The 20,003-nt window shown below is 68.6% G+C and carries 16 protein-coding genes and 2 pseudogenes; 7 read left to right on the top strand and 11 right to left on the bottom strand.

The features are described from left to right. Positions 1-219: 219 nt before the first annotated feature. Positions 220-1,197: an L-threonylcarbamoyladenylate synthase gene (locus OG946_RS19080; RefSeq protein ID WP_326797269.1), complete on the bottom strand. Its 978-nt coding sequence runs from the start codon at positions 1,195-1,197 to the stop codon at positions 220-222. 390 nt (positions 1,198-1,587) lie between these two features. Between OG946_RS19080 and OG946_RS19075 the strand changes: the two genes are divergently transcribed. Continuing rightward, positions 1,588-2,529, top strand: coding sequence for a DUF6192 family protein (locus OG946_RS19075; protein WP_326797268.1), 942 nt, complete (start codon positions 1,588-1,590; stop codon positions 2,527-2,529). A 38-nt stretch (positions 2,530-2,567) separates the two neighbouring features. Next, positions 2,568-3,005, top strand: coding sequence for a hypothetical protein (locus OG946_RS19070; RefSeq protein WP_326797267.1), 438 nt, complete (start codon positions 2,568-2,570; stop codon positions 3,003-3,005). A 108-nt stretch (positions 3,006-3,113) separates the two neighbouring features. On the opposite strand, the gene OG946_RS19065 is transcribed toward OG946_RS19070, so the two are convergent. Then, the gene (locus OG946_RS19065; protein WP_326800308.1) at positions 3,114-3,947 is read right to left on the bottom strand and encodes a DUF317 domain-containing protein; all 834 of its coding nucleotides are present in this window, start codon (positions 3,945-3,947) and stop codon (positions 3,114-3,116) included. Between the two features lie 1,375 nt (positions 3,948-5,322). Here OG946_RS19065 and OG946_RS19060 point away from each other — a divergent pair. Both OG946_RS19060 and OG946_RS19055 read left to right on the top strand, forming a co-directional pair. Further along, positions 5,323-6,294, top strand: a complete 972-nt coding sequence (locus OG946_RS19060) for a hypothetical protein (RefSeq protein ID WP_326797266.1) — start codon at positions 5,323-5,325, stop codon at positions 6,292-6,294. Positions 6,295-6,688: 394 nt separating this feature from the next. Continuing rightward, positions 6,689-7,063 carry a hypothetical protein gene (locus tag OG946_RS19055; protein ID WP_326797265.1) on the top strand — a complete coding sequence of 125 codons (375 nt, stop codon included), beginning with the start codon at positions 6,689-6,691 and terminating at the stop codon, positions 7,061-7,063. Here OG946_RS19055 and OG946_RS19050 read toward each other — a convergent pair. The 3 genes and pseudogenes from OG946_RS19050 to OG946_RS19040 all read right to left on the bottom strand — a co-directional run bounded on the left by OG946_RS19050 (position 7,060) and on the right by OG946_RS19040 (position 9,803). After that, positions 7,060-7,383: a hypothetical protein gene (locus OG946_RS19050; protein WP_326797264.1), complete on the bottom strand. Its 324-nt coding sequence runs from the start codon at positions 7,381-7,383 to the stop codon at positions 7,060-7,062. The two genes, OG946_RS19055 and OG946_RS19050, sit on opposite strands and share 4 nt — an antisense overlap. A 385-nt stretch (positions 7,384-7,768) precedes the next feature. Then, a pseudogene (locus OG946_RS19045) lies at positions 7,769-8,049 on the bottom strand (tyrosine-type recombinase/integrase); the annotation flags it as partial. A gap of 101 nt (positions 8,050-8,150) precedes the next feature. Next, a complete protein-coding gene (locus tag OG946_RS19040; RefSeq protein WP_326797263.1) occupies positions 8,151-9,803 on the bottom strand; it encodes a serine/threonine-protein kinase in 1,653 nt (550 codons plus the stop codon). Between the two features lie 573 nt (positions 9,804-10,376). Between OG946_RS19040 and OG946_RS19035 the strand changes: the two genes are divergently transcribed. Next, positions 10,377-11,375, top strand: a complete 999-nt coding sequence (locus tag OG946_RS19035; protein WP_326797262.1) for a CNNM domain-containing protein — start codon at positions 10,377-10,379, stop codon at positions 11,373-11,375. A gap of 1,011 nt (positions 11,376-12,386) precedes the next feature. Here OG946_RS19035 and OG946_RS19030 read toward each other — a convergent pair. The 4 genes from OG946_RS19030 to OG946_RS19015 all read right to left on the bottom strand — a co-directional run bounded on the left by OG946_RS19030 (position 12,387) and on the right by OG946_RS19015 (position 16,915). Continuing rightward, complete coding sequence (locus OG946_RS19030) at positions 12,387-13,457, bottom strand: ParA family protein (RefSeq protein ID WP_326797261.1); 1,071 nt, start codon at positions 13,455-13,457, stop codon at positions 12,387-12,389. Continuing rightward, positions 13,454-14,650, bottom strand: a complete 1,197-nt coding sequence (locus tag OG946_RS19025) for an ATP-binding protein (protein ID WP_326797260.1) — start codon at positions 14,648-14,650, stop codon at positions 13,454-13,456. The genes OG946_RS19030 and OG946_RS19025 overlap by 4 nt, the downstream gene beginning before the upstream one ends. Positions 14,651-14,935: 285 nt before the next feature. Next, positions 14,936-15,073, bottom strand: a complete 138-nt coding sequence (locus OG946_RS19020; protein WP_326797259.1) for a hypothetical protein — start codon at positions 15,071-15,073, stop codon at positions 14,936-14,938. Between the two features lie 474 nt (positions 15,074-15,547). Then, the gene (locus tag OG946_RS19015) at positions 15,548-16,915 is read right to left on the bottom strand and encodes an NAD(P)-binding domain-containing protein (protein ID WP_326797258.1); all 1,368 of its coding nucleotides are present in this window, start codon (positions 16,913-16,915) and stop codon (positions 15,548-15,550) included. 168 nt (positions 16,916-17,083) lie between these two features. Between OG946_RS19015 and OG946_RS19010 the strand changes: the two genes are divergently transcribed. Further along, on the top strand, positions 17,084-17,458 hold the full coding sequence (locus OG946_RS19010; protein WP_326797257.1) for an ArsR/SmtB family transcription factor: 375 nt from the start codon (positions 17,084-17,086) through the stop codon (positions 17,456-17,458). Here the strand turns inward: OG946_RS19010 and OG946_RS19005 are convergent. Continuing rightward, positions 17,395-18,099: pseudogene (locus OG946_RS19005) on the bottom strand (arsenic resistance protein); the annotation flags it as partial. The gene OG946_RS19010 and the pseudogene OG946_RS19005 sit on opposite strands and share 64 nt — an antisense overlap. 103 nt (positions 18,100-18,202) lie before the next feature. Here OG946_RS19005 and OG946_RS19000 point away from each other — a divergent pair. Continuing rightward, on the top strand, positions 18,203-18,616 hold the full coding sequence (locus tag OG946_RS19000) for an arsenate reductase ArsC (RefSeq protein WP_326797256.1): 414 nt from the start codon (positions 18,203-18,205) through the stop codon (positions 18,614-18,616). Positions 18,617-18,749: 133 nt separating this feature from the next. Here OG946_RS19000 and OG946_RS18995 read toward each other — a convergent pair whose 3' ends face one another. Further along, positions 18,750-19,991 (bottom strand): PP2C family protein-serine/threonine phosphatase, encoded by a 1,242-nt coding sequence (locus OG946_RS18995; RefSeq protein ID WP_326797255.1) that lies wholly within the window; start codon positions 19,989-19,991, stop codon positions 18,750-18,752. Positions 19,992-20,003: the final 12 nt, after the last annotated feature.

Here is a 20,003-nt window from a genome sequence, read left to right as displayed (position 1 = left end):
GGGCAAAGGCGTGCTCGACGCGGCCCCGGACCTTCTTGTGCGAGGTGACGTCGGCCTCGACGTGGCGGTTCCTGCCGCGTCCTGACCGCCTCGGCCTACGCGATCAGCCCCCAGACCCGTACAGGTGAGTGAGCCGTGCCCGGCCGATCGGCCCGGCGGGAGGTCAGCCGCATTCGCCGAGCCCCGCGCCCGGAGCGGGAAGCGGGGCGACGGCGGTGGTCACACAGTGTTCCGAGGGCCCGCGGCACGGTGGAGGCGGTTGCCGATCGCCAGGCCCAGCCCTTCCGCCGCCGGCAGTGACGCGACGATGAGGTCGCATCCCTTCTGGTCGAGTTCGCGCAGGAATCCGTACAGCCCCCGCGCGTAGGCGGCCATCGAGCCGGGGACCTGCACCACCGCGTGCGCCTTCACCTCCGCGTCGGCGAAGGCGGCGGGAAGAAGGACGCCCACCCGGTGCCCCTGCTGCTGGGCCAGCTCCGCCTCGGCGACGACCTTCTCCGGCTCGGCCAGGACGACCCGCGCCCGGGGCGCGTAGTGGGACGGATGCTGGCCCGGCACCCGGATGCGGCTGGTCGAGGGCACCGCGAGCGGGCGCCCCAGCACCGCTTCGAGGTCCTCGCACGGAACCCCGCCGGGTCGCAGGACGGCCGGGACCTCGCCGGTGACGTCGATGATGGTCGACTCGACACCGACCCGGCAGGGGCCGCCGTCGAGCACGAAGTCGACGGCGTCGCCCAGCTCGGCACGGACGTCGTCCGCGGTCGTGGGGCTCACCGAGCCGAAGCGGTTGGCGGACGGGGCCGTGATACCGCCGCCGAAAGCCGACAGCAACGCCAGCGCCACGGGATGATCGGGCACGCGCACGGCCACCGTCTCCAGACCGCCAGTCGCTACCAGGGGCACCCGGCGACCGCGCCGCAGAACCAGGGTGAGGGGCCCGGGCCAGAAGCGTTCGACCAGCAGGCGCGCCGTCGCCGGCACCTCCTCGGCCCAGTCGTCCAGCGGCTCCGCGTCCCCGATGTGCACGATCAGCGGGTGGGAGGGCGGACGCCCCTTGACCTGGAAGATACGCGAGACAGCGGCGGGGTCCTCGGCATTGGCGCCCAGGCCGTAAACCGTCTCGGTCGGAAGCGCCACCAAACCGCCGGCGCGCAGCACACCGGCCGCCATGTCGATGCCACTGGTACTTGCCGTCACTCTCGCGATTCTAGGCGCGTCAACTACCGGCGACGGACTTGATCACCCTCCGCACAACCATATCCTCGGACCGCTGCCCAGGCGGTTCAAGGTATGCCGGTGGGGCCGAGGCGTGCTCGACGGCCCGAGCCGGTGCCGAACGGGTTCCAGATCTCGTTACCCGCCGCCGCCGAGCGAGCCAAAACACGAGTCTCGTGGTGCTCTGAGAACCCACTGGTGGGCGCAAAGGAGCGCACCCGGCGGGAGTGTCGAATACGAACTCCGCGTTCTGCTGCGTGCGCCCTCGCACACGCCTGCATTCGATCTACCGTGCGGTGGAGTATGACGGGCGTTCGAGCTGCCCCCGCACTGCCGAATAGCCGCGAACACGGTGGCGCTGACACCGAAGTCGTGGAGGTGAAGGCCATGGCGCTGGGCGTGCCCGCAGGGTACGAACGAGCCCAATGGGAGTCGTACGTCAAACAAGGGCGAAAATTGATCAAACGGATCTCCGACGCCAAGTTCGACCTGGGAGACACGGTCAAGGAGATGCTCGCTGATCGGCACGGCACCACGGTCGAGTCAGTGCTCGCTGCCTACGCCAGGCAGATTCGGGCCAATCCCAAGACGCTGACGGACTACCGCTACGTAGCTGTCGCCTGGCCGCAGGCCATGCGACAGCAAGACGTGCCGTGGAGTGTCCACCGCGTCCTGGCACCGCACCCCCGACGCTTCGAACTGCTGCGAGGACCGGCGAAAACCCCGGATACGGGAGAGGAAACGGAGTGGACGTACGACCTCGCACTGCGGGAAATGGACCGCCTGCCCGCCCACCCGGTCACCAGCGAAGAGAAGTCCGAACACGTCCGGCATTTGCTACGGGACACCACCGAAGCTGCCGACGCCGTCAACCACCTGCTGGAGCGGCCCGATGTCGCCCGCGCGGTGATGGGCAATCCAGTGGCGCGGCGCTCGCTGCGTGCCGCCGATGAGGAACGCCACCAGCAGATCGCACAGGAGGCGGAAACCGCCAAGGAGATGGCGGCGGCCGAGGCAGCAGCAGAGACGCCCGTGGACGATCATTCGCAGGCCGCGGTGGATTACCGGCAGGCCCCCTCCGTCGTCCTGCATGTGATGGGCTTGTGCACCGGCTTCACCCACTCGCTGCGAGCTGCCATCCCTGAGCTGCAGCAGCTCGCGGTCTCCGACGAAGCACAGCAGGCAGTGCTGGAGGTCTTGGACAGCGTCCGCGAAGCCGTCGACTGGGGCCGGGATGCGGTCCGCGCCGAAGGCAGCGCCATGGACGACGCCCTGGCGCGCATGCTCGGCTCGGACGGGGGTGACCCGACATGAGCGTGCCTCAACGGGCCCGGCCGCGACCCCCCGCTGACATGGGCGAGGAGCTCTGGCAGCGCGTCGAACAAGCCGGAGACCACGGACTGCCGCCGGTTGACGCACGCGGCGACCTCACCCGCAGCCAGTTCGAGCGGGCCAAGGCGTGGGTCCGTGACAAGAAGTGTGCGCTCGCCCGCAAGGCGTTCGTCCGCTTTGACGGCTTCTACCTGGTCACTACCGATCCCCAAATCTGCGCCAGCGTGGTCATCCGCGAATTCAAGGTCATCGAGCAGCGCGTGACTCGGATCTATACCAGCGTGATCGAACCGCTCCCGGCCGAGGCCCAGAACACCGCCGCTATCGGTCTGCTCAAGTCCCAGTGCCTGAGCATCATGAACGGAATGAAGCTCCTGAAAGAGGCCGGGTACTCAGCAGACTCTGCCGTGGAGTTGACCGCGTCCCGACCGTCGCGCCGGCGAAAGGGAACTTCATAGCCGTGGGCGAACTCGCCTGCGGCACCGGATATCGACAGGAGTCGCCCGGGCCGCTCCCGAGCTGCGAGGAGACACCATCGGCCCCACCGTCGTATGCGACCAGAGGGGTCAACTCCTCCCTGCTGCCGGCCAGCCCGCCTGGCCGGCGGGCGTCCACAGCAGTCGCTCGCGGGTCGCCTCGGGCACCACCCGGCGCAGGACGGACTCCGTCGAGCTGAGGGACGTGGCGAACGCGGCCACGAGGTCGTGCGGGACGGACGCGGCGAAGGACGCCGCCCACAGATACCGTGCGTCGGGAGCGGGTTGGGCCCATGCCTGCCATCCGCTCGGTCCCGGCTCGTCAGGCCCGGTGGCCAGGGTGCGCGGGTCGGCGTCCTGGATGAGGGGCGGTACCTCGCCGAGGCTGAGGTACGAGATGAACGTAGGGTCCGTCGCAGCCGCGGGCTGGTCGAGGTCGCGGAGCCATCCGTGTGCGGTGGCGGTGTCGACGACCAGATCGGGACGGACAAGCGGCACCGCGGGCTGGTTGCGGGCATCGAGCGCGACAAGGAAGTCGGCCACCGCCTCACCGGGCACGCCGGTGGTGAAGTATGCCGACCACTCAGCGAGGCTGCTGGTGTCCGTACGGGCGGAAACCTGCCAGGCGATCGGCAGGTCGCCCAGATGGAATGGCTCGTCCGCCAGCACCCACTGGGCCCAGCGCAGGGCGTCGGGGCTGATGTGCAGGACGGTGCTGCGGATAACCTGCCGGTCGTCCGGCTCCCGCCGGCCCCGGACGGTCGTCAGGCTCGTCCAGCCCAGCTCGCCGAGCACGTCGGCGACTGCGTCGTACAGCCGGCCGTCGTCGCCGGCGAGATGCCGGGGACCGACCCAGTACGCGCACCCAGCGCCCATCGGAGCGGAAGGATCGAACGGAAAGCCGCGGTACAGAGGCGCCTCCAAAAGGAGTTCGGTTGCGGAGCAGCCGCCCGCGGTGGACGGCAACGACACGGGGGTGCCTGAGCGGGTCCATGCCAGGCCAAGTTCGACCGCAGCCTACGGCTGGCAGACGGCCAGGCTCCACGGCCCGTCCGCCAGCGAGATGGACGACTGCCCAGCCCGGTCTCGTCCACGCAGGGCATCGTCCACGCGAGCGATACTCTGGTTCGCTGACCAGGGATTGTTTCTTCAAGGCCGTCGATGTTGACATGCCCTTGCCTCGCTGACCAGTCGTTGCGCGATCTTCCGTTCTGCCGGCAGCGAACCGCAGTATCTGCTCTCCGGCGCCTGCCCATGAGCAGGCCAGCGACCGAGGACGGAGGGTTGAGCTGGGCGGCAGCTCTGGCCGCCGCTGTCGGCTCCGAACCGTCCCGGTTTCGGGCGTCGAGCCAGGAGGGCCGTGCTGGAGTGGTTGCGGGACTCGACGATTCGGTCGCTTCGAAGCGTCGAACCGGTAGGTGGCAAATCCCCGGCGAAGACTTGCGCTCGGTGCGGGAGCGGTGGCTCGGCGGGGGTGAGGGTGTCGAGGGCGGTGGCGATGCGCTGCGCGGCGGACTTGAAGACGCTGTCGGACAGCCGCTGTTCCAGCGCCGAGAGCCGGTCGCCGAGGATCGCGGTGATGAGGGCGGCGATACGCGGGTCGGACAGCAGGAAACGCTGCACGTCGGCGCGCGCCGATCACGCAGACCGGGACGTCGTCGAGGTCACGGAAGACGTCGACCTCGGCCAGGCACCAGGTTTGACGGTGCCGACCGCGTCTCGTGTATGTCGCCGTACGGAGCGGCACGGCTCACAGAAGCACACCCCACGACATACGACACACGAGAGACCGCCACCGTGGGCCCTCAGCCCACCAGGAACCGAGGTCCAACCGGCGTTCGACCCGCCGTGCCATACGCGTGCCATACGCCGTGGACAAGAGGGGTCTGCCACGGTCACAAAGCATGCCCTGCCGCACCCCGATTGACCTACATCAGTGCAGGCCAGAGGCTCACCAGCGCTCCGAGGCGGTGGGATTCCCAAGCTCAGAGCGCGGGTTCGATTCACGTCGCCCGCTCCAGACAGAAGGCCCAGGTCAGCGACCCGGGCCTTGCGTGTTTTCCCGAGGCTCGCGGTCATGCTGCAACTCCAGGACCGATCAGCAGAGGGGCACACGTGCGCACCGCGTCATCCCCCCTTCTTTCCTAGTCGGCGGACCTTCCGGCCGGCCTCTAGCACGGCGATGCCCCCTTCCCGTGGAAAACCGCCGGTTACGCTCGGGCCCGCCGACTGGCGTACTACCGTCCTGATGCACAACGCCCCACATCAGTTTCACCTTCTCTTCCCGCGGGAGTACGACATGACCGGTGACGCAGAGCCTCCGTCGACCGAGGCGCGCCATGGCATGAGTAATCACGAGATCGACGAGGGACTGTCGGAGCTGGCGCGCGCCTCGGCAGTCCTCTTACGGGAATCCGAAGCCGAGCAACAGCACGTGGAGGAGTTGAACGCACTCAATGAAGCCGACATCGAGCAGCGTGCCACAGGGCCCGGATCGTACTTCGACGCCAGTTCCGTGCTGCTTTCGACCCGACTGCGCCTGGCCGTCGAACGTGCGAAAGCGGCCGGAGACGCCGCGCACGAGTTCGTGTGCTGGTGGGCCGACGCAGCGGTGACGGCCTGGCGATCGTCGGTCTTCGGGACACCCGTCCTTCTGACGCGCATGGGCGCCGCGGCGCCTCACACGTTGATGGACGAGGAGGAATTGGCCACGTTGCCCAGAGCAGACGAGCACGCACGCGAGCTTGTGAAACTTGGTGCGCGCATGGGACCGCCTCCTCCTGGCTGGAGTTCCGGCTCGGATGAGAACCGCGAGGACAGCTGGACCGTGACCGTCGAACTGGCCGCCCGCTCCGGCTTGAGGATCCGCCAGGATGCTACGAGCGGCATCCACGTGGAGGATGGCGACGAGCCAGAGGCGCGCCGACGGCGCATGTGGGGAGACTCCTGGACCGAACACCGCGTTCCGACTTTCCCGGACCCCGACGAGTTGGACCGCCTGTGTTCAGCCGTACCCGTGGGCGTGGCGGAAGGACTGCGCGGCGCCATCGGGACCGTCGTCCAGACGGTGCTGGCAGGAGAGCGGGTCTGCGAGCTGGAGAACAACGATGCGCCCTGGACAGCCGTAGAGATCGCCGAATATGACCGGCTTTCCGATCAGATGAGCCGGCTCACGAACCACCTGGCCGACTACGCAGGGGCGATCACCGACGCCCTCCCCCATCTTCGAGCTGCAGCCGCCTCCCGGGACGAGACCAGCATCCCTGGCTGAGCCGCCAGCGTCGTGCAGAGTGGCGGCAGGTGGAGTCAGAGCCTCTGGTAGGCGGGGCCGGAGCGGCGGATGCTTCCGCGAACGAGTTGGCGCGCCTGGTGCCTGGCCCGGGTGAGCGACGAGAACCTCACCTTCGACACGGCCCGGCGACGCACCCAGGTGGACAGCCACTCCGAGGAACTGCTGCCCTACCGCAGCAGGGCCATCACCCCGGCGCCTTCTCCGCCGTCTGGGACCTTCGCTTCCATGGACTACCCGAACGACCAGCGCCCCGGCGCCCCCGCCCGGGCCTCCCTTGACACCTGCAAGGTCGAGGAGGGAGGGGGTGGACGTTGGCGCTACACGCGCGACAGCGGACCAGAGCGCCAGGCTGGGCGCGAAGGTGACCTCGAACATGGGACACGACATGGCCTACAAGAGGGCAAAGCCCAAGCGCTACTTCTGGATCATGACCATCAAGCGCTTCTGGAACGAAGACAACGGCGAGATGTCTACAGGCTGGGGTGCGATCGACGTGCACCCAGGTGAGACGCGTCAAGAACTCTTCGAGCGTATCTACAAGCGGACCGTCGAGCACGCCGAGGTAGAGCGAGCCTTCGTGGCGTACTTCTCTCTGGAACCCGATGATCTTCACCCTCGCGAAGCCGCCGCCAAACCGGGCATGCTGGAAGCTGACTCCAGGCAGCAAGCATCGACACTCAGGATCAGAATCCCCAACAGGGGTGTGGAACGATCCGTCCTCACACCGCCACCCAGCGGCGAGGGTTAAGAGTGCGGACGCTTCGTGACGCCATCCGCGTCCTCGTCGCCTGACTCCAGTTCATCAGGGTCGAGAGGAACGTCCTCCAAGATGTCCACCTGCCAGGCTTCCTCCATCCCTCCGCTGCCCTCACCTGACCTTGCTGCGGCTCTACGCATCACGTTGCTAAGCCGGTAGCCGAAGCCGAGCTGAGCCGCGGCCTGGATCATCTCGTACGCCTCGTCGAGCGAGTTGAACCCGAACATTTCCTTGACGGTCGGCGGGTTCACGACGTAGCCGTCAACGCTCGGGTCCTCGTCCGATACCCCATACTTCTCCACATGCACCATGGCGCCCCCTTCTACTGGCGGTCTCCGTCGCAAGCATGGCGCTATGGCACGCCCGCCGCCACACAGCCATGACTCGCTTGCAGACTGGCGCCGAGTTGTGTCTCGCCTTCGCAGTTGCTATCTCTCGGCGTGCGAAACAACGACCCGGCCGTGCCCGATGCGTGCCCGTCAGGGTGGTCATTGACGGTCAACGGCGGTCACCAGAGGCATGTCGAGTGCCGACGGTCGAGCCACGTTTTCGCTGGTGAGCGATTTGGATGCTGTAGAGAGTCCGGTGCTTCCCAAGCTCAGAGCGCGGGTTCGATTCCCGTCGCCCGCTCCACCATAAATCCCCAGGTCAGCCACGGTCAGAGGTCAGGCTTGGTTCTCCTCCGCGGTCTCCCGCATAGATGAGCTGGGCCCGCTCGGTGGACTGGCCGGCGCGGACCACGAGGTCCTTGAGCTTGGCCCGGTGTCGGCCGCGAGGGTGTTGCCGGTGTGCCGAAGATCGTAGAAGCGGAAGTCGTCAGGCAGGCCGACCTGAACGCGAGCCTTGCGGAACTTGCGCCTGAAGGTGCTCCGCCGCAGGGGTGCGCCGCACTCGCCGACGAACACCAGCCCCTCCGGGCCTTTCTCGGTGTACCAGTCCAGGTGCCGTTTCACGTCCAGGTGCAGGAACTCGGGCAGGACGAGGTGGCCTGCTGGGACGGTCTCCGGCGTCGCGGCCCACAGCGCCGCGCGGGGCGGGCCGTCGCTCAGCGCTTCGCCAGTGAGCGGCAGTTGACCGGTCAGGCCGGGTCCCCCACGGTGGCGGCGAGGAACTTGATGATCTCCTCGGCGCCGCTGCGGGTGGTCTTCCTGTCGTTCTCTTCGGGGTCGTCGCCACGGGAGCGCATGTAGATGATCTTGATGAAGAGGTTGCTGTTCCGGAAGGCAGCGGTGGTGGAGTTGAAGCTGAGGAAGACGTCGCCGCCGTAGGTCTTGTCGATGCTCTCCTTGTCCACGCGGATGACGGCCTCGTCCCCGATCTCGCCGGGCATTCCCAGGCTGACGTACGCTTCCCCGCCCAGGGATTCCCTTCCCTTCTCCTCTTCCACGTGCGCCCGCGCCTTGCCGGTGGCGCCGAATCGGTGTGCGTAGACGGTCACGTGGCCGTCGACCGGTACGGACGCGAGTTCGTCCGTGTCCCACTCGCACTTGCGGTAGTTGGCCTTGTCGCTGAACTCGCCGGGACGCGGCTGCTCAACCAGCCCGCCCAGCAGCGCGTCCTTCGACAGTGCGCCGCAGACGTCCGGGATGTTCTTGAACCCGACGGGCGGCGGGGTGGATCCCTGTGATGCGCTCCGGCCGTCGTCGCCGTGTCTGTCGGTGTCGTCGGCGAGGAGGATTGCCGCGCCGGCGGTCACGGCGGCGGTCAGGAGAAGCGCCGGAACGGCGACTCGTGCCTTGCGGAAGGCGGGGCCGGGCGTCGCCGGTGGCGCATCGAGGTCGGAGACCGCGCTCGCCTCCCGGGTGGGGTCCACGGGAGGGAGCGGAGTCGTGGTGCCCGGCCGCGTGCGGGGCCGGGTCCGGTCGTCCCCCGGGCCGGCGGGATCTGCCGCACCGTCGAGTCGGCGCAGTGCATCGGCCACGTCGGCGGCGTTTCCGTACCGCTGGTCGGGCTCCTTTCGCAGCAGCGTCAGCACCAGGTCGTCCCAACCGGCCGGGACCGAGGGGGCGAGTGTGCTGGGGGCGGGTGGTTCGCGGGTGAGGTGGGCGGAGAGGTAGCCGACCGCGTCGGGGGCCTCGAAGGGGAGCCGCCCCGTGATCAGCTCGAAGAGCAGGCAGCCGAGGGTGTACAGGTCGCTTCGTGGCTCCGCGTGGCCACGGGCCTGTTCGGGGGCCATGTACGAGGGCGTGCCCACGATGTAGCCGGTCCGCGTGAGCCTGTCGGAGGTGGCGTACGGATCGGCGGCCCGGGCGACACCGAAGTCGAGGACTTTCGCGATGCCGGACGGGGTGATGAGGACGTTGGAGGGTTTGATGTCGCGGTGCATGACGCCCATGTCGTGGGCTTCGGCGAGGGCGTCGCATATCTGGGCACCCCAGCGGGCGGCGTCCGGCAGACCCACGGGTCCGCGGCGCAGCGTCACGTCCAGGCCCTCGCCCCGGACCAGCTCCATCACCAGGAACGGGATTCTGGACTCGCCGTCGCCGGCCTCGCCGAGGTCGTGAATGGTGACGATGTTGGGGTGTTGCAGACGGGCGGTGATGCGTGCCTCGCGCAGGAATCTGGCGCGTGCCTCGTCGCCGCGGCTTCCGCCACCGCTGAGAAGGGAGACGACCTTGACGGCGACGGGCCGGTCCAGCGTCTCGTCCCTCGCCTCCCACACCTGGCCCATGCCGCCTTCACCGAGCTGCCGCACCAGCCGGTAGCGCCCGTCGAAGAGCTTGTCCCGCACTGTCGCCTCTCCCCCTGTCGCGAACCCCGCGCCCCGCCCGCCGTCCGGCATCTGCCATCCGATGTCGGACAGGCGTGACGACGATCATGGCGCAAAGGCGCTCCCGCCAGACCCGATAGCCGAAAAACCGGGTCTTCAAAGTTGAGCGGTGCGGAGGTGCCCGCGGGCTCAACTTTGAAGACCCGAAAAACCCCGGGTGAGACCCCCGGATTCGAACGTGATCTCCCACGTCCCAACCGGTCAGTCTGGTGGCCTCGTTGGCCGCCTATCAAGCCCATGCTGCACTTGGCGCGCCCACCCGCGGAGGCGATCGACGGGCCGGTCCGGTTCCCGTCGCGGCGGAGGGCCGGGTTTCACAGCACGGTGTTACGAGGCGGAGGACGCCGCCCGGGTCAGGCGGTTGCCGGCGGTGCACCACCGTCGGCGACCGCCTCACCGTTGCCCTGCCCGACGGCGGCCGGGCCTCCTCGACATCCAGAGCCTCGACCGCCATGTGCCCAAGCGCATACGCCCGGAGCGGCTGACCGACACCGTCGCTGACCGGTCCGGGGAATCCCCGAAGGAGGGCACCGCGTGAGCCTGCCCCTCGCCCTGCTCGTCACCCTCCTGCTGCTGATCGGCAGCGGCTTCTTCGTGGCCGCCGAGTTCGCGCTCGTCGCCGCCAAGCGCCACCGCGTGGAACGGGCCGTCGCCGACGGGCGGCGCGGCGCGAAGTCGGCGCTGGCCGGGATGCGTGAGCTGTCGCTGATGCTCGCCGGCGCCCAGCTCGGCATCACCCTGTGCACACTCGGCCTGGGAGCGGTGTCCAAGCCGGCGATCTCCCACGAACTGGACCCGCTGCTGCACGACCTGGGCCTGCCGTCCGCCCTCAGTTACGGTGTCGCCTTCGCCGTCGCCGTGATCGTCGTGGTGTTCCTGCACATGGTGCTCGGCGAGATGGCCCCCAAGTCGTGGGCCATCGCCCACCCCGAGTCCTCGGCGATGCTCCTCGCCCCGGCCTTCCGTGCCGTCACCCTGGCCGTCCGGCCGCTCATCTGGGGGCTGAACCAGATCATCAACGGGCTGGTGCGGCTCGCCCGCGACACCCCCCGCGACGAGATCACCTCCGTGCACAACCGCGAGCAGCTCACCGCCCTGATCACCGAGTCCCGGCGCCTCGGACTCATCGACGCCGCCGACTCCGCGCTGCTCACCCGCTCCCTGACCGAGCTCCAGACCCCCGTACGCGACCTCCGGGTGCGGGCCGACGCCATCGACGCGGTGCCCGCCACCGCCACCGCCACCGCCACCGACCGCACCCGCCTGCTGGTCCGCGACGGCGCGGACATCCTCGGCTCTCTGCACGCCCGCGACACCCTCGTCGCCCGCGCCCAAGGACGCGCCGCCACCGCTGGCGACCTGGCCCGGCCCGTACCGGAGTTGTGCGAGGACGACACGGCCGCGGACGCGCTGGAGACGCTGCGCTACCGCCGGGCCACCCTCGCCGTCGTACGCGACGAGGACGGCCGGCTCACCGGACTGATCAGCCTCGACGACCTCCTCGACCGCCTGCTCCAACCCACCACCACCTGACGACCGGCCGTGGCCGATCCTCAGATCACGTTCGAGGACTCGCGCAAGTCAAAGATCAAGACGCTGTCGTGGGACTGAGCAACACCTTCGCGGGATGGTGCGCAGCGACACCGACCAGAAGGTCGAGCACTGCCGAAGCCGCCTCGGAGTCCGCGTCCGACAGGTGCTTCAGTCTGTCGGAGCTCAGGAGCGGTCACTCTGTGGTGGGCGAAACCGACCGCTCACCCGGGAGCACGCACCGACGAATGGACGTCGCCCAGTTGGTGATCCAGGCTGCATACAGCTACACCACCGGCCGCGATGAGACAGCCACCCGCGTCCGCTCCCGCGGAGAATCTCGAACCGCATGCACCCTGGTTGAGGCCCAGCTTCGCAGTTGCCATCTCACGGCGTGCGCAACAATCGCCCGGCCGTGCCCGATGCGTGCCCGTCAGGGTGGTCATTGACGGTCAACAGTGGTCACCAGAGGCACGCCGAGTGGAGCCCAGAGAGTCACGTTCCCACTGGTCAGCGACTCAGGTGCTCTAAGGAGTCCGGTGCTTCCCAAGCTCAGAGCGCGGGTTCGATTCCCGTCGCCCGCTCCACGACGAATCTCCCAGGTCAGCGACCTGGGGATGGTGCATTGTCTGGACCTGCAATGAGCCTTGCACCAGATCCACACCAGTAGCTTCGGTCCCGGCCCGGGCTTGCGCCGCTCCGGCGCCCCCGGCATCCAGTGAAACGGCGTCTCACTCTGATGCTCCTAGCCCGAACGTTCCCGTGCCTGCGAGTAGCACCAGCCTGACCGGTACCGGGGAACCCGGCGCCCGCCCGACGCGACAGTCCTGCCATCAGCCTGGCCGCCACCATCCTGAACAACTGACACGGCCCACCGACGGATCCAAGACTGTCACGAAAGTCAACCGGGCGCCTGACGGCGCCACCCTGGAACCGTGAAAATCGGGATGGGAGACCGCCCGGCTGACGCCGTTCGGTCTTGGTGCCGATCCGACCCTGTACGAAAGATCCAAGCTAGCTCGGGCCGGCCGGTGCTAGCGGGCGAACCCCCTCCAAGGGCTCGCCGATCCGTACGAGCACCTCGCGGGACAGCATCTGGAACTCCTTAAAGCAGGTCTTCACGTACTGCTGGGTGCTGCCCAGGGCGCCGTCGGCCGGCTTCAGATCGAACATCGGCTTCCTTGCGTCGTGTGCCAGAGGCATCAGACTCCGGTAGTTCCGCATGGTCGCGATGCGGTGCTGGTCGTCGTCGCGGGTGGGCTGCGACTCGGCGAGAACCGCTGAGGAGTAGACCCAGGGAATCCGCTTGAGCCACCGTTCGTACGCCCTGACCGGCCGGTCGAGTCGCATCTCCGGCTGCATGATCACGTACCCGAGGGGCCGCATCCCGGCTTCGGGCGCGGAGATGCTTGGCGGCACCCTGGGAAGGACGAGCTGCTGCCAGTCGGCGCGCCACTGGCGCAGTGTAGGCCCCAGGTTGCTGAGGCCCTTAAGCGAGAACAGGTCCGCGGCCAATGGCATCAGTACCGAGTCGGCGGAAATCAATGCGGCCCGGTTGATGGCTCCTAGGTTGGGGCCGACGTCGATCAGCACGATGTCGGCGGCCACAGCCCTCGCCGCCTGCTCCATGATCCGGTGGAATGCTGTCGATGTACGGATGGCCGCGATGTCGCCCGCGTAGGCACGGGACCATTCGTTGGACAACTTGTCCTCGAAGCGGCTGAGGTCAAGGCTGCCGGGCAGCAACCAGAGGTCGGGCTGGAGCCTGGCAGGCTCGATAGCCGCGATGTCGCCCGTCCCTTCGAGGATGGGGCGGACGGCATCGGCGATGGTCTGTCCGCTGCGAACCCGTCCGACCCCCGGCAGGCCCGCCGGAACCGCGCCCTGGTTGATGAGCTCGGAGGGGTTCTCCCAGAGCTCCTCGATCTCCGTCTCGTCCAGGCACATGGAGGTCAGGTTCGCCTGGGGATCCAGGTCGACGGTGAGCACGCTCAGACCAAGGCGCCGGATCATGTGGGCCAGGTGGTAGGTAAGGGTGGTCTTTCCCACACCTCCCTTGTTGTTGAACAGGGCGATCGATGTCATGCAGCTCTCCTGATCACGACGACCCACGACGAATCGTCCACCTGGAACTCAGGGGGCGGATTTCCGTTGTCCTCTAGCGCCCTTCTCGCTCGCCCGATTCCCCGTCCGAACCGGTTCACATATCCAAGCCCTTTCATCGCGGCGGCCAGGGACGGATTGCGGTAGTCAGTAACACGGTCGAAGTTGTCGTCCCGGACTTGCCCGAACGGTCCGCCGGGATTGGTGATCTCGATTCGGTCGTCGAACCAGACGATCCGGGTCGGGGCGTAGGAGGTCTCATAGTTCCGGTGCATGAGCGCGTTCATGCAGAGCTCACGCAGTGCCTCCAGTGGATAGTCCGGGCGGGGCGTCTCCCGGAACCCGTCCTCCGCGAGCCTCGTGCGCAGATTGCTGCGCAGGAGAGGTTCCAGACGTGCCGAGAGCCCTACCAGGTTCTGCCGGAGTTCCTGCTCATCGACGATCGGGGCATCGAGGTCAACGCCCTGGTAGCGGACGAACTGGACGTAGGCCCCTGGCACATGATTGGTGGGGTCGAGTCCAACGGCCAGCACACCGAGCGTGGTCGGCGTGCCGCCGGGGGTCATCAGGTGGAGTGAGGAGAGCTGCCGGTCGGTGGGGCGGCCGTTCTCCTCGATGACGTCCGGGGCGACCATGGAAGGCAGATACGACTGCCGGAACACATCCAGATCCAGGTCATCGACGCGGACCAGCTCCATTGCACGCGTGTCGAAGGGACGGTCTATGGCTCGTCGGCGCTCAGTGAGAACCCGCTCGTCCTCCCGGCTGGCCTTACGCGTGGTCGGGCCCGGACGGACCCAGATGACACCGTCGAACCGCACCGGCGGGGTCGCGGATGCGGCCACGTGGAGCCGGACGACGGGTTTGCCTCGGTAGACGGCCCGCTCGACCGTGAGGGACGGGCGGTCGAGGATGAGGCCGGAGTCTCGGATCTCGGTGAGCTGGAGGAGCGCACGATCGCTCAGATCGACATCGTCGACGGGCATACCCTTGTCGTCCACTCCTACGAGGATGTCACCCCCGCCACGACCACTCAGGTCGTTGGCCATGGCGCATACCGCGTTGCCGATGGCGTCACCCCGCCTGCCCTCGCGCTTGGGAGTGCGCTTGAACTCAAGGCAGGCGGATTCCTGAGTTCCCAGCAGGTCGGCCAGATCCACGTCTTCGTCGCTCACGATCTCATTCTGCCGTGCCGACCCGCGCTGCGGCCGGTAGACCGGACGATGGCTTCCGGGCTCGCGGGCCCGCCGTCGGCACGCCCAGACCTCGTCGCGGGTTTGCCGACCAGGCCGCGCGAGGGCCGTCGAGCCGGTATCCGCCGCCACTGAACGAAAGACTTCGCCTGATCGAGCGTGAGCTGGCGACCGGCGCCACGCAGGCGTACCCCATCCATTCCCGTTCTTGAATTTGTCGGCGTGATGTCGTCCGAGGGCTGGCAGGTGCTGCGCGGTACGCCCGGTCTATGAGACCGGGCGCGCGATCTCCTCCACCGCGTCGAACCCCTGCTCCAGTAGAGTGATCGCGCCGACGCGCTGTAGCTCGTCCATCTCCGGAGCGCCATCCGCGATCCGGGCGTCTACCGTCACGACGTACGTCACAACGTCAGCCTTGCAGGACTCACGCGGCTCACGGGAGCAAACGCCGGGAATGCGGCGCACTGGGTCACCACGCCCGTCGGGTTTCTGCCCATCGCCAGTGCAGCAACTGGCTGTCGTCCCGGCCTCCGTGCCACTCGCGTGCCATACACCGCGGGGAAAACGGGACAACGACGGACAGAGAGTGCGCGCTCCTGTGAGCCACTTCAGGTGCGTCGCCGCAGGTCAGAAGCGCATCGGCGGCTCAAGGCTGTGGGATTCCCAAGCTCAGAGCGCGGGTTCGATTCCCGTCGCCCGCTCCATATCGAATCCCCAGGTCAGCGACCCGGGGATTCTTCGTTGTCTGGACCAATCCATACCTGCACGCCATTCGTGTGCGGTAAGTGCCCGAGCGCCGTACGGATTTGATGCCTTCACATCAACTCGTGAACAAAGCCACGCCGGCGTCGAGTTCCTCGGTCGTCGTGGGCGTGGAGGTCAGCAGCTTCCGGCGGTGGTGCCGATCTGGATGATTCCGGTGGCGGGAGCGCCGCAGCAGCCGGCGGGCGGCGCGGTTTCGGCCGGTGCGGTGGCTGCTTCGGTGGCGAGGCCGGTGCCGCCGCAGACGCCGGTTTCGGGCAGGGTCAACTCGACGCGGGCGGCGGCTTCGTGGTCGCCGGCGAGGGCGGCGGCGATGGAGCGGACCTGTTCGAAGCCGGTGAGCGCGAGGAAGGTGGGGGCGCGGCCGTAGGACTTCATGCCGGTGAGGTAGACGCCGGTCTCGGGGTGGGACAGCTCGGCGGCGCCGTGGGGGTAGACGGTGCCGCAGGAGTGGACGTTGGGGTCGATCAGCGGGGCGAGCGCGACGGGGGCCTGGAGGCGTTCGTCCAGGGCGAGGCGCAGTTCGTCGAGGAAGGTGAGGTCGGGGCGCAGGCCGGTCAGGGCGATGACCTCGTCCACGGGTTCGCTGCGGCGGCCGTCTTCGGCGACGAGGACGAGGCGGTCGGGTCGGGCGCTGTCGCGTTCTACGGCTGCGGTGCGGAAGCCGGTCACGGCGGTGGCGTTGCCGTCGTCGACGGCGGCCTTGGCGGCGAGGCCGAGGGCGCCGCGGGCGGGGAGCTGGTCGGCTTCGCCGCCGCCGTAGGTGTTCGTGCCGATGCCGCGGCGCAGGATCCACAGGGTGTGTGTGCCGGGGGCCTCACCGGCGAGGCCGGCGAGTGCGGCCAGGGTGGTGAAGGCGGAGGCGCCGGAGCCGACGACGGCGGTGGCCCTGCCCGCGTAGCGGGCGCGTACGGCCGGGTCGGTCAGGTCGGGGATGCGGTAGGTGATGAGGTCGGCGGCGGCGCGCTCGCCGAGTGCGGGCAGGCCGTTGGCGCCCAGGGGGCTGGGAGTCGACCAGGTGCCGGAGGCGTCGATGACGGCACGTACGAGAATGCGCTCCTCGGCGCCGTCCGCTCGTGCGACATGGACGGTGAAGAACTGGGCGTCACGGTCGGTGTCGACGACGCGGTCGCGGCCGGCGCGCGCGACGCCCGTGACCGTGGTGCCGTAGCGGACGCGGTCGCCGAGGGCGTCGGCGAGGGGCTGGAGGTACCGCTCCGCCCAGTCACCGCCGGTCGGGTACGCGGTCTCGTCGGGCTTGGTCCAGCCGGTGGGGGCGAGGAGCTTCTCAGCGGCGGGATCGGTCAGCTCGGCCCAGGTGGAGAACAGGCGCACGTGCGCCCATCCGCGTACGGCGGTGGCGGCGGTCGGTCCCGTCTCCAGCACGAGCGGCTCGATGCCGCGGTCGAGGAGGTGGGAGGCGGCGGCCAGCCCGACGGGTCCGGCTCCGATCACGGCTACGGGCGAATCCTTCGCGGTGTCCATGACGGCTGGTTCCTCGATCCTTCTGATTCGATTTCCATCGATGCCTGCGCGGCCAGCATTCCACTTGATTCGACGAGCGTCAACATAGACGTTTATCGAAAAGGAACATCGGGGGAACCCCCTGCCGCGGTCGGGCTCACCTGATTCGACCTGTGTGAACATAGACGCATGTCGAATACCAAGACCGTGCTGCCGGTGCTGGAGCCCGGCGCCCCCGAAGCGGTGGCCCCGTGCTGCCCGCCGCTGACCGAGCGGCCCCTGACGGCCGAGGAGGCGGTGAGGGCCGCCGCCATGTTCAAGGCGCTGTCCGACCCCGTGCGGCTGCGGCTGTTCTCCCTTGTCGCCTCGCACGAGGGCGGCGAGGCGTGCGTGTGCGACATCTCCGACGTCGGCGTCTCCCAGCCCACCGTGAGCCACCACCTGAAGAAGCTCAAGGAGGCCGGACTGCTCACCTCCGAACGCCGCGGCACGTGGGTCTTCTACCGCGTCGAGCCGTCGGTTCTCGCCGCCGTGGGCCAGACGCTGCGCCCTTCCGGCGCCTGATCCGTACCGGCTGGTCCGGCGGTGAACTTGCGGCGCCAGGCCAGGGATACGTATACGAGTGCGACGAGCACGGGCACTTCGATGAGGGGGCCGACGACGCCGGAGAGGGCCTGGCCGGAGGTGACGCCGAAGGTGGCGATGGCGACGGCGATGGCGAGTTCGAAGTTGTTGCCGGCTGCGGTGAAGGCGAGGGTGGCGGTGCGGTCGTAGGCCAGGCCGATGGCCTTGCCGAGGGCGAAGGTGCCGAACCACATCAGCGCGAAGTACACCAGCAGCGGCAGCGCGATCCGCACGACGTCGAGCGGCTGGGAGGTGATGGTCTCGCCTTGCAGGGCGAAGAGGAGCACGATCGTGAAGAGCAGCCCGTACAGCGCCCACGGGCCGATACGGGTCAGGAACCGCCGCTCGTACTCCGCGCGGCCGAGGCGGCGTTCGCCGATGCGGCGGGTGAGGAAGCCGGCGAGCAGCGGGACGCCGAGGAAGACGGCGACGTTGGCGGCGATCTTCCAGGCGGAGATGTCCAGGTGCTCACCGTCGCCCAGGCCGAGCCATCCGGGGAGGAGGTCGAGGTAGAACCAGCCGAGGAGGCCGAAGGCCAGTACCTGGAAGACGGAGTTGAGCGCCACCAGGACGGCGGCGGCCCGGATCACTTCAGCATCGACTGATGTCAGCATGGGCTGATATTGTCACATCAGGCGAAGCTGATGCCACCCCGCCCCTCGCCGCAAGACAAGAGAGACCGCGATGCCCGACAAGCCCTCCGTCCTGTTCGTCTGCGTCCACAACGCCGGCCGCTCCCAGATGGCCGCCGCCTGGCTGACCCACCTCGCCGGCGACCGCGTCGAGGTCCGCTCCGCCGGCTCCGCCCCCGCCGACACCGTCAACCCCGCCGCCGTCGAGGCGATGCGGGAGGTCGGCATCGACATCGCGCACGAGCAGCCCAAGGTCCTCACCGTCGACGCCGTGCGGGCATCCGATGTCGTCATCACCATGGGCTGCGGCGACGCCTGCCCCGTCTTCCCGGGCAAGACCTACCTCGACTGGAAGCTCGATGACCCCGCCGGCCAGGGCGTCGCCGCCGTACGTCCCATCCGCGACGAGATCCGTACCCGCATCGAGACCCTCATCGCCGAGATCGCTCCCAAGAACAACGCGTGAGACGACGGCCCCGTGGAACGCGCAGCGGGCCAGCCGTCCCCCGGGCAGGCGCCGCACCGGCAGCGCGGCCAACCGCGCTTTGGCCGTGCGCCGTCCGGTGCCGCGTTGGAGGTGGCTGGATCTCCGACAGACCCTAGGGCTTCATGCGGCGGGGTGAGGCTTGCTGGTCGTCCGCGCCGGAGCCGACGTGCCGTTTGGTCACCTGGGAGCCGTGCCAGTCCAGGCACATCACCGTGGCATCGTCTTCCAGATGGCCGCCGGCCGCGTCCAAGACCGCGGTGCTCAGCGTCAGCGCGGTCTCCCGGGGATGCAGGTGCCCGGTGTCCTTCACGAGGGCAGGCAGATCCACCTTCTCCGCGCCGCGTTCGAGCATGCCGTCGGTAAGCATGATCAATCGGTCGCCGGGACGCAGGTCGAGCTCTTGGACTCGGTACGGATGGGGGATGGCGACAGGCAGTCCGAAGGGCTGGTCCGCCTCCAAGGCAATCTCCTCCACAACTCCGTCGCGCATACGGAGCGGCCGGGGGTGTCCGGCGTTGACCACCTCGGCTTGCCCGGTGTGGAGGTCGATGCGCACCAGTTGCCCGGTGGCGTGGCCGTGCGGCCTGTGGCCGGCCAGGGCCTGGTCGGCTTGCCGCGCCTGTTCCGTGAGGTCGGCCCCTTGGCGGCGGGCGCCGCGCAGGGCGCCCACCAAGACCGTCGCCGACAGCGCGGCCTGAAGGTTGTGGCCCAAGGTGTCGGTCAAGGACAAGTGGAGGGTGTCGCGGTCGAGGGCGTAGTCGAAGGTGTCGCCGCTGACGTCCTCGGAGGGCTCCAGATTCCCGCACAGGGCGAACTGCGCCGCCTCACAGGTGAGCGACAGGGGCAGCAACTGGTGCTGGATCTCCGCGGCCAGGGTCAGGGGCCTGCTGCGCTTTCCCCAGGTGTAGAGGTCGGTGAAGCGCTGGTTGGCGATCACGATGTAGGCCAGGATGTGCGCGGCCTCACCCACCGCGTCGAGCACCCCCTGGCCGGGGCCGGGCGGCAGCAAGAGTTCCAGCAGACCGATGGCATCGCCTCGGTTGGTGACCGGAAAGATCACCCGCTCGCCCTGGCCCGTCGTCTCCCGATACAGCCGCTGGGTGCGTACCACGTGCTCGTAGACACTGCCGAACAGGTCGATTCTGCCCGCTTGCCGCCCGGCTCCTGCCTCCGCCTGCGAGGCGGTGGACAGCGGCACCACCGCTCTCCCTGTCAGGTCCAGGATGAGGAACGAGACCCGCTTGGCACCGAAACGCCGCAGCAGGTCCTCGGCGACCACGTCGACGGCCTCCACCGGCGCCGCCGTCTCCGCTGCTGTCAGCAGTCGCGGAAGCTCACCTTGCCCGTCCACCACACACCGCTCCCT

The sequence above is a fragment of the Streptomyces sp. NBC_01808 genome, from assembly GCF_035917395.1.
GTDB lineage: Bacteria > Actinomycetota > Actinomycetes > Streptomycetales > Streptomycetaceae > Streptomyces.
The sequence above is the reverse complement of the archived record's forward strand: the minus strand, read 5'-3'. Positions and strand labels throughout refer to the sequence as shown.